13 protein-coding genes are annotated in these 15,646 nt (G+C 71.6%); 6 read left to right on the top strand and 7 right to left on the bottom strand.

Features of this window, described 5'->3' with window-relative positions; translation table 11 throughout:
• Positions 1 to 9 precede the first annotated feature (9 nt).
• Positions 10 to 2,187 (top strand): catalase/peroxidase HPI, encoded by a 2,178-nt coding sequence (gene katG / locus IE069_RS00185; protein WP_189348097.1) that lies wholly within the window; start codon positions 10 to 12, stop codon positions 2,185 to 2,187.
• A 118-nt stretch (positions 2,188 to 2,305) separates the two neighbouring features.
• Here katG and IE069_RS00180 read toward each other — a convergent pair whose 3' ends face one another.
• Positions 2,306 to 2,638, bottom strand: coding sequence for a nuclear transport factor 2 family protein (locus IE069_RS00180; RefSeq protein ID WP_189348096.1), 333 nt, complete (start codon positions 2,636 to 2,638; stop codon positions 2,306 to 2,308).
• 134 nt (positions 2,639 to 2,772) lie between these two features.
• Between IE069_RS00180 and IE069_RS00175 the strand changes: the two genes are divergently transcribed.
• Entirely contained in the window at positions 2,773 to 4,482 is a 1,710-nt protein-coding gene (locus IE069_RS00175; RefSeq protein ID WP_189348095.1) for a dipeptide ABC transporter ATP-binding protein, read from the top strand.
• Between the two features lie 79 nt (positions 4,483 to 4,561).
• Here IE069_RS00175 and IE069_RS00170 read toward each other — a convergent pair whose 3' ends face one another.
• Positions 4,562 to 5,533: a PDDEXK family nuclease gene (locus tag IE069_RS00170; protein WP_189348094.1), complete on the bottom strand. Its 972-nt coding sequence runs from the start codon at positions 5,531 to 5,533 to the stop codon at positions 4,562 to 4,564.
• A gap of 304 nt (positions 5,534 to 5,837) precedes the next feature.
• Between IE069_RS00170 and IE069_RS00165 the strand changes: the two genes are divergently transcribed.
• From IE069_RS00165 to IE069_RS00155, 3 genes are all read left to right on the top strand, one after another.
• The gene (locus IE069_RS00165) at positions 5,838 to 6,728 is read left to right on the top strand and encodes a VOC family protein (RefSeq protein ID WP_189348093.1); all 891 of its coding nucleotides are present in this window, start codon (positions 5,838 to 5,840) and stop codon (positions 6,726 to 6,728) included.
• A gap of 65 nt (positions 6,729 to 6,793) precedes the next feature.
• Entirely contained in the window at positions 6,794 to 8,416 is a 1,623-nt protein-coding gene (locus IE069_RS00160) for a DNA-3-methyladenine glycosylase 2 family protein (RefSeq protein ID WP_189348092.1), read from the top strand.
• A complete protein-coding gene (locus IE069_RS00155) occupies positions 8,413 to 8,919 on the top strand; it encodes a methylated-DNA--[protein]-cysteine S-methyltransferase (protein ID WP_189348091.1) in 507 nt (168 codons plus the stop codon). Before IE069_RS00160 ends, IE069_RS00155 begins: the two co-directional genes overlap by 4 nt.
• 23 nt (positions 8,920 to 8,942) lie before the next feature.
• Here the strand turns inward: IE069_RS00155 and IE069_RS00150 are convergent, their stop codons facing one another.
• The 3 genes from IE069_RS00150 to IE069_RS00140 all read right to left on the bottom strand — a co-directional run bounded on the left by IE069_RS00150 (position 8,943) and on the right by IE069_RS00140 (position 12,476).
• A complete protein-coding gene (locus tag IE069_RS00150) occupies positions 8,943 to 10,394 on the bottom strand; it encodes an MFS transporter (protein ID WP_189348090.1) in 1,452 nt (483 codons plus the stop codon).
• Between the two features lie 199 nt (positions 10,395 to 10,593).
• A complete protein-coding gene (locus IE069_RS00145) occupies positions 10,594 to 11,415 on the bottom strand; it encodes an IclR family transcriptional regulator (protein WP_189348089.1) in 822 nt (273 codons plus the stop codon).
• Positions 11,415 to 12,476, bottom strand: a complete 1,062-nt coding sequence (locus IE069_RS00140) for a D-2-hydroxyacid dehydrogenase (RefSeq protein WP_189348088.1) — start codon at positions 12,474 to 12,476, stop codon at positions 11,415 to 11,417. Before IE069_RS00140 ends, IE069_RS00145 begins: the two co-directional genes overlap by 1 nt.
• Positions 12,477 to 12,588: 112 nt before the next feature.
• On the opposite strand from IE069_RS00140, the gene IE069_RS00135 reads away from it, so the two are divergent.
• The gene (locus tag IE069_RS00135; RefSeq protein WP_189348087.1) at positions 12,589 to 13,518 is read left to right on the top strand and encodes an NAD(P)-dependent oxidoreductase; all 930 of its coding nucleotides are present in this window, start codon (positions 12,589 to 12,591) and stop codon (positions 13,516 to 13,518) included.
• A 76-nt stretch (positions 13,519 to 13,594) separates the two neighbouring features.
• Here the strand turns inward: IE069_RS00135 and IE069_RS00130 are convergent, their stop codons facing one another.
• A complete protein-coding gene (locus tag IE069_RS00130) occupies positions 13,595 to 14,578 on the bottom strand; it encodes an ABC transporter permease (protein WP_189348086.1) in 984 nt (327 codons plus the stop codon).
• Positions 14,575 to 15,579, bottom strand: coding sequence for an ABC transporter permease (locus tag IE069_RS00125; RefSeq protein WP_189348085.1), 1,005 nt, complete (start codon positions 15,577 to 15,579; stop codon positions 14,575 to 14,577). Before IE069_RS00125 ends, IE069_RS00130 begins: the two co-directional genes overlap by 4 nt.
• Between the last annotated feature and the right edge of the window lie 67 nt (positions 15,580 to 15,646).

Here is a 15,646-nt window from a genome sequence, read left to right as displayed (position 1 = left end):
AGGATTGTCATGACTGAAACCGCAACATCTGTCGGCCAGTGCCCGGTTATGCACGGCGCCACGTCGCAGCCGACGGCCGGCTCCACCAACAGCGGCTGGTGGCCGAACAAGCTGAACCTGAAGATCCTGTCCAAGGACCAGCCGGTGACCAACCCGCTGGGCGAGGAGTTCGACTACGTCGAGGCCTTCAAGAACCTGGATCTGAACGCCGTGAAGGCGGACCTGGCCGAGGCCATGACCGATTCCAAGGACTGGTGGCCCGCTGACTTCGGCCACTACGGCCCGTTCATGATCCGCATGGCGTGGCACTCCGCCGGCACCTATCGCAGCCACGACGGCCGCGGAGGCGGCGGGCGCGGGCAGCAGCGCTTCGCCCCCCTGAACTCCTGGCCTGACAACGTCTCCCTGGACAAGGCCCGCCGCCTGCTGTGGCCGGTCAAGAAGAAGTACGGCCAGTCGATCTCCTGGGGCGACCTCTTCATCCTGGCCGGCAACGTCGCCCTGGAGACCATGGGCCTGAAGACCTTCGGCTTCGGCGGCGGCCGCGAGGACGTCTGGGAGTCGGACGAGGACATCTACTGGGGTCCCGAGAAGGTGTGGCTCGACGACGAGCGCTACACCGGCGACCGCGAGCTCGAGGCGCCGCTGGCGGCCGTGCAGATGGGTCTCATCTACGTGAACCCGGAGGGCCCCAACGGCAACCCGGACCCCATCGCCTCCGGGCGCGACGTCCGCGAGACGTTCACCCGCATGGGCATGACCGATGAGGAGACCGTGGCGCTGATCGCCGGCGGCCACACCTTCGGCAAGACCCACGGCGCGGCCCCCGAGAGCCACAAGGGCACGGACCCCGAGGCCTCGCCGCTCGAGAACCAGGGCCTGGGCTGGAAGTCCTCCTTCGGCACCGGCTCCGGCGACGACACCATCGGCTCGGGTCTGGAGGTCACCTGGACCTACCACCCGACCCGCTGGGACAACGAGTTCTTCCACATCCTCTTCGCGTACGAGTGGGAGCTCTTCGAGTCCCCGGCCGGCGCCATGCAGTGGCGCCCGAAGAACGGCGGCGGCGACGGCCTCGTGCCGATGGCCCACTCGGACGGCAAGCGCGAGCCGCGCATGCTGACCTCGGACCTGGCCCTGCGCATGGACCCGGGCTTCGAGCCGATCTCGCGCCGCTTCAAGGACGACCAGGAGGCGTTCGCCGACGCGTTCGCCCGCGCCTGGTTCAAGCTGACCCACCGCGACATGGGCCCGAAGCCGCTCTACCTCGGCCCGGAGGTCCCGAACGAGGACCTGATCTGGCAGGACCCGCTTCCGGCCGCACCGGAGCAGGTCATCGGCACCGCCGAGATCGGCACCCTGAAGCAGCAGATCGCCGAGTCGGGCCTGACGGTCGACCAGCTCGTCTCCACCGCCTGGAAGGCCGCCTCGACCTTCCGCGGCTCCGACAAGCGCGGCGGCGCCAACGGCGGCCGCATCCGCCTCGAGCCGCAGGTGAACTGGACGGCCAACAACCCGGCCGCACTGAAGCCGGTCCTCGAGACCCTCGAGTCCATCACCGATGAGTTCAACGCCACGGCACCGGTGAAGGTCTCCTTCGCCGACGTCGTCGTCCTCGCCGGCGGCGTGGGTGTCGAGCTGGCCGCGAAGGCGGCCGGCAAGCAGATCACGGTTCTGTTCACGCCGGGCCGCGTCGACGCCACGCAGGAGCAGACCGACCTGGACCAGTTCGCCTGGCTCGAGCCGGTCGCCGACGGCTTCCGCAACCACGACTCGGGCTACCTGAAGCTGCCGAGCGAGTACCTGCTGATCGACCGCGCCAACCAGCTGAAGCTGTCCGCACCGGAGATGACCGTCCTCGTCGGCGGCCTGCGCACGCTGGGCAACAACTGGGACGGCTCGAACCTGGGCGTCTTCACGTCCACCCCGGGCGCGCTGACGAACGACTTCTTCGTCAACCTGCTCGAGCTGGGCGTCGAGTGGACCGCCTCCGAGGACGAGCGGACCTACACGTCCAGCACGGGCCTCACGGGCAGCCGTGTGGACCTGCTGTTCGGCGCCAACTCCGAGCTGCGCGCCATCGCCGAGGTGTACGCCTCCGACGACGCGGCCGACAAGTTCCTCAACGACTTCGTCGCCGCATGGGTCAAGGTCATGGAGCTGGACCGCTTCGACCTGAAGAAGTAGTCGGGAGCCGGTCCCCTAGCCGGGAACCGGCCCCTCCGGCTTCTCGCGGGCGCAGCCCCGCGGACTGAAACGCGTGGCCGCCACCCCTCAGGGTGGCGGCCACACGTGTTCCGGGCTGTCAGCCCGCGCGGATCGTCATGGACGCCAGCTTGTCGCCGGCGATGGCGAAGGTGAACTTCGACCGCCCGTTCGCGTGCTGGCTGCGCCAGTCGCCGATCACCTCGATCTCCTCAGGCGCGGACTCGACTTCGTCGACTTCCTCGACGGTCAGGACGCCGCGGGCTCCGATGAATTCGGCGTCGCTCCACGCCCGGATCTCATCGCGGCCCGTGAAGACGCGGCCCCAGTCGTCGACGAAGCCGTCCGGCGCGAAAGCGTCCAGGAAGGCGTCGCCGTCGTGCCGGTTGACCGCCTCGATGAAGGAGGCGACGGGTTCGGGGACGGTGGTCATGATCGCTCCTCTCCTCGGTGGTTCCGAGCATAGCCCCGCACCGCGCTGCTGTCTGCGGTCGCGTGAGGACCGGCCGCGGCACGCCCGGTGTGACGTGAAGCACATCTGCCACATATTTGAGGCAGGATGGACCCATGACCGATTCGCAGCCCGACGCCGGGGCCACCCCACTACTGGAGATCGCCGACCTGTCCGTCGATTTCAAGACCACGCACGGCGAGGTCTCGGCCATCCAGAGCGCGAGCCTCACCCTCGAGCCGGGCCGCACGCTCGCCATCGTGGGCGAGTCCGGGTCGGGGAAGAGCACGACGGCGATGGCCGCCATCGGGCTCCTGCCCTCGAACGCCCGGGTGGGCGGCAGCATCAAACTCGACGGCCGCGAGCTCGTGGGCCTGCCGGAGTCGGAGCTGCAGCAGATCCGCGGCAAGCACGTCGGCATGGTTCCGCAGGACCCGATGTCCAACCTGAACCCGGTCTCCAAGATCGGCACCCAGGTCGCAGAGACCCTCCTGGCGCACGGGATGGCGACCAAGAAGGACGTCGACGCGAAGGTCGTCGCAACCCTCGAGGCGGCCGGCATCCCCGACGCGAAGAGCCGCGCGAAGATGTACCCGCACGAGTTCTCCGGCGGCCTCCGCCAGCGCGCACTGATCGCGATCGGCCTCGCCTGCCAGCCGCGCCTGCTCATCGCCGACGAGCCGACCAGCGCACTCGACGTCACGGTCCAGCAGGTCATCCTGGACCAGCTCCAGCAGATGACCGAGGACCTCGGCACCGCGGTCCTGCTCATCACCCACGACCTGGGGCTGGCCGCCGAGCGCGCCTCGGAACTCGTGGTCATGCACCGCGGCCGCGTCGTCGAGGCCGGCGACGCGAAGCAGCTGCTCGAGGACCCGCAGCACCCCTACACCCGGTCCCTCGTCGCGGCGGCCCCCTCGGTGGCGGCCGCGCGACTGCTGCCAGGGGCCTACGCCACGGACCGCGACGAGCGCGCGAAGGCCGCGGCCGACGTCGTACCGGACGACGCGCCCGCGCAGGCGACGGACAACATCGTGGAGATCCGCGACCTGACCAAGGTCTACAAACGGCGCGGATCGCGCGAGGACTTCTACGCGGCGAAGGACGTCTCCCTCGAGATCCCGCGCGGATCGACCGTCGCGATCGTGGGCGAGTCCGGGTCCGGCAAGACGACGACGGCGCGCATGCTCCTGAAGGTGATCGACCCGACCAGCGGGTCGATGACGTTCGACGGGCAGGACGTCGCGACGCTAGACAAGGCGGCGCTGAACGACTTCCGGCAGCGCGTGCAGCCGGTGTTCCAGGACCCGTACTCGTCGCTGAACCCGATGTTCACGATCGGCCGGATCATCGAGGAGCCGCTGAAGGCCTACAAGCGGGGAACGCCGACGGAGCGGCGGGAGCGCGTGCGCAAGCTCATGGAGCAGGTGGCGCTGCCGACCACGATGATGCGGCGGTATCCCTCGGAGCTCTCGGGCGGGCAGCGGCAGCGCGTGGCGATCGCGCGGGCGCTGGCGCTCGAGCCGGAGCTGATCGTGTGCGACGAGCCGGTGTCCGCGCTCGACGTTCTGGTGCAGGACCAGATCCTCAAGCTTCTCGGCGACCTGCAGAAGGACATGGGGCTGAGCTACCTGTTCATCTCGCACGACCTCGCGGTGGTGCGCCTGATCTCCGACTTCGTCTGCGTGATGAAGGACGGCGAACTGGTGGAGGCGGCGTCGAGCGAGGAGATCTTCACGAACCCGCGGCACCCGTACACGCGGCGCCTGCTCGCGTCGATCCCGGGCAACGAGCTGCGGATCGACCTGGACGGCGACGCGGCCTGACCGGGCGGACCCCGCCCGCGCACCGCAGCCCACCGCGCAGACCCGGGTCAACTTCGTTCCGGGCGATGGGGAGGCCGTTTCATCGCTCAAAACGAAGGTGACGCTCCCGCTGGTGCCCGAGAATCTGCCGTAGGAGCAGGACAGCGCGACCGAACCCCTGCCGGCCGTCCACGCTCGTAAACCGCAGATTGGTCCACCCGCTGGCGCTGAAGGCCTCATCCCGCCGGATGTCCCGCTCGAGCTGATCCGGCGAACGGTGGCCCCCGCCCTCGTAGTGGAGGGCGATCCGATGCTCCCGGTACCCCAGATCGGCCGGGATCGCATGCCGGTCGCCAGGATTCGGGCGCACCTGCAGCCCCGGCTCCGGCAGGCCCGCGCGCAGGATCGCCAGGCGCATCCGCGTCTCCGGCGGCGAGTCCGCACCGACGCGGACGAGCTTCAACGCCTCGCGCGCCCGCACCGCCCCCGCCACCTGCGCATGGGCGGCAAGCAGATCAGTCAGGCTGTCGCGGGTGGCCCACGGCGTGCGCCGCCCATCGAATCGGAGGTACGGACGGCGGACCAGCTGATCGCCGAGGACCACCAGCTCCTCGATCGAGAGCAGCGGTGCCAGATCGAGCCACGTGCGTGCCGGCGAGGAGACGGCACCCGCCAGACCTTGCGGCGCGTGCGGGACGCCGTCGAACCGGAGGACCTCGTCGGGCCCGGCGATCAGCGTGTGTCCGGACACCCCGCCAGCCGTGACCGTCCGCCGCCCCTGCGGCAGGCTCACGTGGAGCCGCGCATCCCGCTCGACTGCAGGCGGGACCCAGAGGCCGAAAGTCCGCGCCGCACTGGCATGCGTCAGCCACAGGTCGGGGCGCCAGTACCGCAGGGCGGCCACCTGCGCGAGCTCGGTCGGTTCCTCGACGTCGTGGACGTAGACCCCGGTGGCCAGCCGGGTGACATCGGCGGCGCGCAGCCGGCTGCGGGACACCCCGAGGTCCACGGCCTGCCGCGCCGTGAAGACGCGGCCCTGCAGCTCGCTCGGCAGCGGTCGGCGCAGGGGCATGCTTCCATCTTCGACGAGAATCCGGCGGACCCGACGTTATCCACAGCCCGGCCGCGCCTCACGCCGGGTCAACTTCGTTCTGCGCGGCGGGGAGGCCGTTTCATCGCTCAAAACGAAGGTGACGCTCCTATCGGTGCCCGAGAATCTGCCGCAGGAGCAGGACAGCGCGACCGAACCCCTGCCGACCCCCTCGCTCGTGAACGGCAGCGCAGACGGCCCCCTCCGGAATAGACGCTGCGATTTAGTTGTTCCTTCAAGTAAATGGCGGACGCAGCTCCGCACCCGCCCACCACCGGAGGCACTCATGACCAGCCCGCTGAACACCCTCGACGACACCCGCGACCGCCTCGACGCGCGCAGCGACGTCGGAGCCGTCACCCTCAAGGTCGCCGACCTCGACGGAATGATCCACTACTACACCGACGCCGTCGGCCTCGGCGTGATCGCGCAGCAAGGGTCATCGGCGGTCCTCGGGCGCGGCGGCCGGCCCGCGGTGATCCTCGAGCACGCGCCCGCCCTGAGGCACGCCCCGGAGGGCGCGGCCGGCCTCTTCCACACGGCGATCGTCTTCGAGACCCGCGCCGATCTGGCGGCTGCGGTCCACAAGGTCGCCACCGCGTACCCGGGACGCTTCGTCGGGTCCTCGGACCACCTGGTCTCGGAGGCGTTCTACTTCGACGACCCGGAGGGCAACGGCGTCGAGCTCTACTTCGACCGCCCGCGCGAGACCTGGGCGTGGGACGGGGACCGCGTCCGGATGGACACGGTCTTCCTCGACCCGAACGCCTACCTGCGCGAGAACCTCACCGCGTCCGCCCTCGCCGCGCCGGCCGGAGAGCACGACGCCGGGGTCGGCCACGTCCACCTCAAAGTCGGCGACGTCGCCACCGCCCGCGCTTTCTACACGGGCGTCGTCGGCTTCGACCTGACTGCGACCATCGGCACCACCGCCGCCTTCTTCTCGGTCGGCGGCTACCACCACCACATCGCGGCGAACACGTGGTCCTCGCGCGGGGCGACGGGTCGCGAGCCGTCGCTGGGCCTCGGCGAGATCGACCTCGTCCTTCCGGACCGCGACGCGGTGGGCGCCCTGCGCGAGCGCCTCGCCTCCCACGGCGTCGCCCAGCACGACGACGGCCGCACGGTGACCTTCGAGGACCCCTGGAGGAACGCCCTGCGCGTGACCGCCGGCTGACCGGCCCCGAGGCCCGTGACCGAATTCCGCCAGCGCGAACGGCGCGCGTGCGGCAGGATGAACCCATGACCAGCACCCGTGGCGCGGCCGCCTTCGACGCCCTGCCCTTCGACGCCCTGCCCTTCGACGCGAAGTACACGGCGATCGATGCCCGCGACGCCCGCTTCGACGGCGCCTTCTACACGGCCGTGCTGACCACCAGCATCTACTGCCGCCCGTCCTGCCCGGCTCCGACCCCGAAGCGGGAGAACGTGCGCTTCCTCCGGACTGCCGCCGAGGCGCAGGTGCAGGGTTTCCGCCCGTGCCTGCGCTGCTTCCCCGAGGCGCTGCCGGGGTCGGCGGCGTGGGACCCCGCCGCGACGCTCGCCGGCCGGGCGCAGGCGCTGATCGCGGACGGGGCCCTGGATTCCGACGGCGGCGGGGCCGCCGACGCGGGCGGCTCCCCCGACGCATCCGGCGCCACCGGGGCCTTGTCGACGGTTCCTGCGCTGGCCGCGCACCTGGGCGTCTCGGTGCGGACGCTGAACCGCGCGCTGGTCGAGTCCACCGGCGCGCCGGCCGTCGCCCACGCCCGATCCCGGCGTGCCCGCGGCGCGTTCCGACTGCTGGCGTCCACCGACCTGCCGGTCGCGGACGTCGCGTTCGCGGCCGGCTTCGGCAGCGTGCGGCAGTTCAACGACACGATCCGCTCCGTCTTCGGCCGGTCCCCCGTCGAGCTGCGCACGGCGGCCCGGCGGTCGGCAGCCGCCCCGGGCCGCGTGGGCGATGCCCCGGTCCGTCTCAGCGCCCGGCTGATCGTGCGCGGAGACCTGAACTGGGGCGGACTGGCCTCCTGGTTCGCGGCCCGCACCGTCACCGGCCTGGACCGCTTCGACAAGGGGAACTACGTGCGCGCGCTCGCCCTGCCGCACGCCCGCGGTGTGGTCCGGCTGGGACCCGACGCCTCCGGCGTGCTGCGGGCGCGGCTCACGCTCGACGACGCCCGCGATCTCGCCGCGGCCGTTGCCGCGGCACGCCACCTGGCCGACGCCGACGCCGACGTGCCCGGGATCGAAGCCGCACTGGGCCGTACCCCGTGGCTGCGCCCGCTCGTTGCCGCCCGCCCCGGGACGCGGATCCCCGGCATCCCGACCCTGCACGAGGCCGCGCTCCGCGCCATCACCGGCCAGCAGATCACGGTGGCCGCCGGCCAGCGCCTCATGGCCGCCGCGGTCGGGGCCGTCAACGGCGGGGCGCCGCCCGGAAACCGGCACGACGACGGCGGGGCCCCGACGTCGTCCTCTCTGCTGCGCCCGTTCCCCTCGGCGGGCGAGGCACTCGCGACGCTGGACGGCTGGTTCCGCGGACCGGCGTCGCGCCGCAGAACAATCGAGGACGCGCTGACGCTGCTCGCGGGCACCCCGGACGCGCCGCCGGGCGATCTGCTCGAGCGACTCGCGCGGGTCAAGGGCATCGGCCCGTGGACCCTGGCCTACACGCGGCTCCGTGCGCTGGGGGATCCCGACGTGGACCTCGGCGGCGACGTCGCGCTGGCGAACAACGCCAGGGCCCTGGGCATCGCGGAGGGCCGCAGCGCCCTGAGCGCGGCGCTCGACGGCACCCGGCCGTGGCGCTCCTACGCCGCCGCACACCTGTGGGCCGCGACGCCCGCCCCAACACCCGCGACGACGCCCGGAGGAAAACCATGAGGCACCTGATCGCCGAAGCGCCCGCACTGACCGCGACGCCGCTGGGGGCCCTGACGATCGCGGGCGACGGCGGCGCCGTGACGGGGATCTGGTTCGGCGACCACCGCTACCCGCCGACGACGGCCCAGCTCGGCGAACGGGTGGCGCCGGGCGACGATGCGCTGCTCGACGACGCCGCGGCCCAGCTCGCCGCCTACGCGGCCGGCCGCAGCACCGGCTTCGACCTGCCGCTGGACCCCGCGGGCACGCCCGGGCAACGGGCGGTCTGGGACCTGCTGAGCCGCATCGACCGCGGATCCACCACCACCTACGGATCGCTGGCCGCGGCCGTGGGCTCGCCGCGCGGGGCGCAGGCTGTCGGGCAGGCGGTGGGACGAAACCCCCTGAGCATCGTGGTCCCGTGCCACCGCGTCCTCGCCGCCGACGGGAAGATCACCGGGTATGCGGGCGGCGAGGAGCGCAAGCGCTTCCTGCTCGCACTCGAGGGCGCGGCGCTGCTCTGAAGCGAACGGCCCGGGCACGCGCCCTACTGCCCGCTGCGGACGGCCGAGAAGGTCGTCTCGGAGGTGACCGCGCCGGCCGCCACCGGCTGGCTGCCACCCAGCCAGACGTCGTCGCCGGCCTCGACGCGGGAGATCTTGACTGCGTCGTCGGTGCGGCTGAGGTCGCGCCGGAGCGTCTCCGGAACGAGGAAGGTCGAGACAACGGTTATCGTCGCAAGGACGGCCATGTAGACGGCGAGCACGATCCAGTTGGCGTCGGTGATGGCGATCAGGTACGCCCCGAGGACGCCGGCCAGACCGCCGGCCAGGACGGCTGAGATCTCGCGCGCCATCGCGACGCCCAAGTAGCGGTGGCGGCTGCCGAAGAGTTCGGGCAGCATGGCGCACTGCGGCCCGAGCATGGTGCACACGGCCACCCCGATACCGATCGCGATGACGGCGATCGCGATGGGGTAGCTGCCCAACGTCAAGGCCCACCACGCAGGGAACGAATAGGCCAGCATGAACAGGGCGCCCGCGCGGTATACGACCCGGCGGCCCCAGCGGTCTGACAGAGCGCCGGAAACCGGCACCGTGATCATGCCGATGAGCGATCCGATGGTCACGCCCCACGTGAGCAGGCTCTTGTCCGCCTCCGGCCCGACGACCGTCACGAAGAAGCTGAGCGCCAGTCCCTGGATCATGTACGAACCGCCGTTCTCGCCCATGCGCAGGCCGATGCCGACGAGGACCGAAGGAAATCCGTGCTTGAACATCTCGCGGAGGGGGCGGTCCGCGACCTGCTCGTGCTTCTCCATCTCGACGAACGTGGGAGTCTCATGGAGCCGCGCACGGATCACGACCGCCAGGACGATCAGGAGGAACGAGGCGAGGAACGGCACGCGCCAACCCCACGTCATCAACGCGCTCTCCGGGAGCATGGTCAACAGCGAGAAGACGAGCCCGGCGAGCAGCACGCCGGCCATGATGCCGATGAACGGCAGGGCGGAGAAGAACCCCCGCCGCCGCACGGGGGCGTACTCGGCCATGAGGACCGTGGCCCCGGCCTGCTCGGCGCCGGCTCCGAAGCCCTGCAGGAGACGCAGCACCACGAGCAGTGCGGGAGCCCAGAGGCCGGCCGTCTCGTACGTCGGGAGGACCCCGATGAGCGTGGAGGCTCCTCCCATGAGGACGATCGTGATGACGAGGACGATCTTGCGGCCGAACTTGTCGCCGAGAACGCCGAAGAAGAGCCCTCCGAACGGCCGGGCGACGAACCCGACCCCGAAGGTGGCGAAGGCCGCGACGGTGGCCATCGCCGGATCCTCTTGCGGGAAGAAGAGGACGTTGAAGATCAGGGCCGTCGCCAGCCCGTAGAGCGCGAAGTCGAAATACTCCAGGGCGCTGCCGATACTGGAGGCGAGTGTTGCCCGCCGCAGGTTGTCGGCGTACTCCGCGTCTTCGTCCGCCGCGGCGGGTGTTGGTGGGGTCTGCATGGGTCTCCTTCGACGAGTGATGGTGGTCACATCCGTGCTGCTTGAAAGAAACTACCATTTACGCGAACGCTGTACAACATATTGAACGGCGGCGTGGTGCCGCCCGCGTCAGGGTGAACGCAGAAACGCGCCATGACGGGCGGCGGACCGGCACGATGCCGACCCGCGCTCGTCATGACGCGTCCAAGCGCGGGGCGGCTCAGCCCACGGCCGTGCGCGCCCGCCACGGATTCTCGAGGCGCGCCGCCACCTCCCGGAGGGCGGTCCCGATCGCGGCGATCCGGGCGGGGTCGGCCTGGTCGGACGGGATGGCCGCACCCATGGCCAGGGGCGGATCCCCGGGCGCCCAGGCCGGCAGGGGCACGGCGACGCCGCGCAGGCCGACGATGGAGTGCCCCTCGTCGACGGCGTAGCCCCGCTCCCTGGCCTCCTGCAGGCGGTCGCGCAGCGCGGGCAGCGTCAGGGCCAGGCCGTCGACGCCGGAACTGGCCGGCAGCCGGTCGCCCAGCAGCCCTTCGAGCTCCTCGTCGCCCAGACCGCAGAGCAGCGCGTTGCCCGCGGCCGTGAAGACGGCGGGCAGCCGCGACCCGAGCGGAGTGCCGAAGCGGTAGGGCGCCCGGCCCTCGTGCCGCGCCAGGTAGAGTGCGTCGGCGCCGTCGAGCATGGCGATCTGCACGACCTCGGAGTGCAGCGTGGGCGAGGCGGCCACGAGGCCGAAGAACTCGCGGACCTGGTTGAACTGGACGGCGAACGCGCCGCCCAGCTCGGCGGTCCGGCGGCCCAGCGCGAAGCCCTCGGTGACGCGGCGGATCATCCCGCCGTCCTCGAGCGCCTGGCACAGGTTCGCGCAGGAGGACTTCGCCAGGCCGAGACCCCGCGAGATCTCGCTCAGGGGCAGCGGCTTGCCCTCCGCGTCGGCGAGCAGCGTCATGATGCCCAGCGCACGGGTCACGGCGGGGGCGGGATCGCGTGCGGTCCGCGTCGACGTCGCGCCGGGATCGTCGCCCGCTTCGCGCGGCATCAGTAGAACTCCACGGTGTCGACGCGGTTGCGCAGCGGTTCGCCGTCGAGCAGCCGGGTGGCGTTCTGTGCGAACAGCTTCGCGATGCGGCGCGCCTCGTGCCGGCTCAGGGCGGCGGTGTGCGGGCTCGCGAGGACGTTCGGGTGCTCCCACAGCGGGCTGGACGCCGGCAGCGGCTCCGTCGCGAAGACGTCGAGGGCGGCGAAGCCGATCCGGCCGTCGTCCAGCGCGGACACCAGCGCCTCCTCGTCGACCACGGTGCCGCGGCCGACGTTGACCAGGATCGTCCCCGGCTTCACGGCGGCGAGGACGTCCGCGCCGATGAGCTTCTCGGTCGACGCGGTGCCCGGCAGCGTCACGACGATCGCGTCGGCCTCGCCCGCCGCGTCGGCCAGTTCGTCGAGGGGGACGACCCGCTCCACATGGTCGACGGGCCGGCCGCTGCGGGAGGTGCCCCACACGGTGGACCCGCAGGCCGCGAAGCGGGCGGCGGTCGCCGCGCCGATCCCGCCGAGACCCACGACGAGCACGGTCATCTCGTCCAGGTGGCGCATGTAGCGGCGCTCGACGGGCCAGAGCTTCGCCGCCTGGTCGCGCTCGAGCCGGCGGAGCTCCTTGGCTCCCGCCAGCACGCCGAACAGGGCGAACTCGGCGAGCGTCGACCCGTGGACGCCCGCGCTGGTGGTGAACGCGACGCGCTCGAGCTCCTCGCGCCCCAGACCGGCCGCGCGCACCTGCGCGCCGCCGCCGGCCGCCGTCGTGTGCACCCACCGCAGCCGCGGGTTGGCACGCACGGTCCGCGCGAGCAGCGCCGGGTCGACGTCGGGGATCCCGAAGAGGGCGTCGGCCCCGGCGAGGAGTTCGGCGAACTCCTGCTCCTGCTCCGGCGTGCGGGTGAAGCCGGGCTCGCCTTCCCAGTCGGCGTCCCAGCGTGCCGGCCGGTTGAGGTCGGGCCGGCGCAGCACCGTCACCCGCGGCTCGAGCTGCTCGATCAGGTCGCAATCTTCGGCCGGGAGGTCGACGGCGATGCCGACCTGTAGTCTCTGTGAGGTAGCACTCATGTGCGGGTATCCTTCCTGTTGCCCCCAGCATAGCTGTTTGGACAACCAGTTGAACATCGTTCACTGTATTGGCCGCACGTGCACCGTCCCCGACCGAAGGACCTCCGCTGCAATGACGCGCCCGGATCACGCCTCGCCGCTCGTCGGCGTCATCGGACTCGGCGCCATGGGCGCGCCCATGGCCCGGCACCTCGCCGCCGGCCACGGCCGCGCGGCCGTCACCGCCCGCCGGCCGCGCGGCGACGTCATGACCGAGCGTCTGCTCGGCTCCCCCGCCGCCGCCATCGACTGGCACGACGACGCCGCCTCGCTCGCGCGCACCTGCGACGCCGTGCTGCTCATGGTCCCCGACCTCCCCCAGGTGATCGACCTGCTGGACGGGCCGGCGGGCCTCCTCGCCGGCGCCGCGGACCGGCCTCAGGGCGCCGATCCGCTGCTCGTGATCGTCGGCTCGACGTGCTCGGCGCCGGGCATCCAGCAGCTCGGCGGGCGGCTCGCGGAGACGGCCGGTGCCGACGTGCGCCTCGTCGACGCGCCGGTCTCCGGCGGCGAGGACGGCGCGATGGCCGGCACCCTCTCGATCATGATGGGCGGGACGGAGGCCGACTGCGGGCGCGCCGCCCGCGCCCTCGCCCCCTGCGGGACGCCCGTGCGGCTCGGGCCGCTCGGCGCCGGAGAGGTCGCCAAGTCCTGCAACCAGTTGGTGGTCAGCGCCACCATCCTGGCCCTCGGGGAGGCCACGGTGCTGGCGGAGCGCTCCGGGATCGACGTCGGCCAGATGTGGGATCTGCTGGGCCACGGCTACGCGTCATCGCGCCTGCTCGACACCCGCAAGGACAAGCTCGTGTCCCGCGACGACAGCCCCTCGGGTGCCGCCAAATACCTGCTGAAGGATCTGGAGTGCGGGCTGGAGGTGGCCGAGGCGACCGCCACCCGGGCCGCGTTGCTGCCGGCCCTGCGCGAGTCCTTCGCCCAGATCGTCGCGGCGGGCCTCGGCGACCGCGACATGGCCGTCACCCGCCGGTTCGTCGCCGAGCGCTAGCCACACGAAGCGGCGTCGACTGCGTTCTGGGGGACGGAACGGCCGGTCCATCCCCCAGAACGCAGTCGACCTCCGGCTATCGGGCGCGGGACTTCGGGTCCAGCGCCTCGCGCAGGGACTCGCCCAGCAGCGTGAAGCCGAGCGCCGTGATCGCGATGCAGATGCCCGGCAGGAACGCGAGCTGCGGCGCGATGCTCAGTTCGGCCTGCGCGTACGTGAGCATGCGCCCCCACTCGGCCTCGTAGGGGACGCCGCCGCCGAGGCCCAGGAAGGAGAGGGCCGCCGCGTCGATGACCGCCGTCGCCAGCGTCAGCGTCGCCTGGACGATGACCGGGCCGATCGAGTTCGGCAGCAGGTGGCTCATCGTGATGGTCCGCCGGCTCAATCCCAGGGTCTGCGCGGCGAGGATGTAGTCGGAGCCCTTCTGCGCCAGGATCGACGAGCGCAGCAGGCGCGCGAAGATCGGCACGGCGGAGACGCCGATCGCGATCATGATCGCGTACTCGCCCTGGCCCAGCACCGCGGCGATGGACACGGCCAGCAGCAGGTTCGGGACGGAGAGCAGGATGTCGACGAAGCGCATGATCACGTTGTCGACCCAGCCGCCGATCCCGCCGGCGAGCAGCCCGAGGATCATGCCGCCGACCAGCCCGAACGCCGTGGAGACGATGCCGATCATGAGCGAGGATTGCGCACCCCAGATCAGCTTCGAGAGCACGTCCCCGCCGAACCTGTCGAGGCCGAGGACGTACCCCTCCACCTCGCCGGGGCCGGGGATGTTCGTCGGGGTGATCTCGCGGCGGCCCGGCAGGTCCTCGCCGCCGAACGGGGCCAGGATCGGCGCGAGCACCGCCACGAGCAGGAACAGGGCCACGATCACGGCCCCGACGATCGCAGCGGGATTGCGGCGCAGCCGGATGAAGGCATCGCCCCACACGCTGGTGCCGCGCCCCTCGGGCCCCGGCGCCTTTCCGGTGGGAGCCGGGGCGCCGGCCGCCGTCGTCGTACCGGGAACGGGGGCCGGGCCGTCGCCCGCGGAAGGAGGAAGGTTCTGGCTCATTGCACACGCACCCTCGGGTCGATCAGGTTGTAGGACACGTCCACCAGCAGGTTGATCAGCGAGTAGATCACCGCGATGAAGATGATGAAGCCCTGCAGGACCGGATAGTCGAGATAGAAGATCGCATCGCGCAGGAACCGGCCGATCCCGTTGAACGCGAACACCGTCTCCGTCAGCACGGCTCCGGAGATGAGCAGGCCGAGCTGCAGGCCGATCGTGGTGGTCACCGGCAGCATCGCGTTGCGCAGCACGAACCGGTTGCGGATCAGGTTCGCGCCGATGCCCTTGGCGCGGGCGGTGCGCACGTAGTCGGCGTTCACGACCTCGAGCACCGAGGCCCGCGTGATGCGCACGATGATCGCCAGCGGGATGGTGCCGAGCGCGATGCCCGGCAGGACCAGGTGCATGAACGCGTCCCACGCGGCGTCCCACTCCTGGGTCATCAGGCCGTCGAGCAGGTAGAAGTCGGTGTAGTGGGTGGCGTCGATCCGGGGGTCCTGGCGGCCGTCGGTCGGGAACCAGCCCAGACGGATCGCGAAGATCCACTTGAGGATGAACGCCAGGAAGAACACGGGCACCACCACCCCGCCGAGCGAGAGGAACACCGAGAGCTGGTCCTGCCAGCGCCCGACGTGCTTCGCCGCCCAGTAGCCGAGCGGGATGCCGAGACCGACGGCGAACACCAGCGCGATCGCCGTCAGCTCCAGGGTGGCCGGGAAGCGCGTGGCGAACTCGTCGAGCACGGGCCGGCCCGTGCGCAGGCTGACGCCGAAGTCGCCGCTGAGCAGCTTGCCCATGTAGGTCGCGTACTGCTCGATGAACGGCTTGTCGAAGCCGTACAGCTCGTTGATGCGCGCCACCGCCTGCGGGGTGGCCTTGTCGCCGAGGAGTGCGGTTGCGGGCCCGCCGGGCAGGCTGCGCACCCACAGGAACAGCAACAGCGACAGGCCGAAGAGTGTGGGAACCAGCAGCGCGAGCCGATGGCCGATCGTACGGAGCACGGGTGTCCTCTCCAGATGAGTTGGTCGGGAGCGCGGGCACGACGGCGGCGCGCGGCCGCCGTCGTGC

Source organism: Zhihengliuella salsuginis, from assembly GCF_014651715.1.
GTDB classification, from domain to species: Bacteria; Actinomycetota; Actinomycetes; order Actinomycetales; family Micrococcaceae; genus Zhihengliuella; species Zhihengliuella salsuginis.
This window is presented reverse-complemented; position numbering and strand designations above follow the sequence as displayed.

Excerpts from the sequence above, each read along its gene's own strand:
- IE069_RS00150 (WP_189348090.1), bottom strand. The coding sequence starts at position 10,394 with ATGCAGACCCCACCAACACCCGCCGCGGCGGACGAAGACGCGGAGTAC.
- IE069_RS00130 (WP_189348086.1), bottom strand. The coding sequence starts at position 14,578 with ATGAGCCAGAACCTTCCTCCTTCCGCGGGCGACGGCCCGGCCCCCGTT.
- IE069_RS00160 (WP_189348092.1), top strand. The coding sequence starts at position 6,794 with ATGACCAGCACCCGTGGCGCGGCCGCCTTCGACGCCCTGCCCTTCGAC.
- IE069_RS00165 (WP_189348093.1), top strand. The coding sequence starts at position 5,838 with ATGACCAGCCCGCTGAACACCCTCGACGACACCCGCGACCGCCTCGAC.
- IE069_RS00180 (WP_189348096.1), bottom strand. The coding sequence starts at position 2,638 with ATGACCACCGTCCCCGAACCCGTCGCCTCCTTCATCGAGGCGGTCAAC.
- IE069_RS00175 (WP_189348095.1), top strand. The coding sequence starts at position 2,773 with ATGACCGATTCGCAGCCCGACGCCGGGGCCACCCCACTACTGGAGATC.
- IE069_RS00140 (WP_189348088.1), bottom strand. The coding sequence starts at position 12,476 with ATGAGTGCTACCTCACAGAGACTACAGGTCGGCATCGCCGTCGACCTC.
- IE069_RS00145 (WP_189348089.1), bottom strand. The coding sequence starts at position 11,415 with ATGCCGCGCGAAGCGGGCGACGATCCCGGCGCGACGTCGACGCGGACC.
- katG (WP_189348097.1), top strand. The coding sequence starts at position 10 with ATGACTGAAACCGCAACATCTGTCGGCCAGTGCCCGGTTATGCACGGC.
- IE069_RS00170 (WP_189348094.1), bottom strand. The coding sequence starts at position 5,533 with ATGCCCCTGCGCCGACCGCTGCCGAGCGAGCTGCAGGGCCGCGTCTTC.
- IE069_RS00155 (WP_189348091.1), top strand. The coding sequence starts at position 8,413 with ATGAGGCACCTGATCGCCGAAGCGCCCGCACTGACCGCGACGCCGCTG.
- IE069_RS00135 (WP_189348087.1), top strand. The coding sequence starts at position 12,589 with ATGACGCGCCCGGATCACGCCTCGCCGCTCGTCGGCGTCATCGGACTC.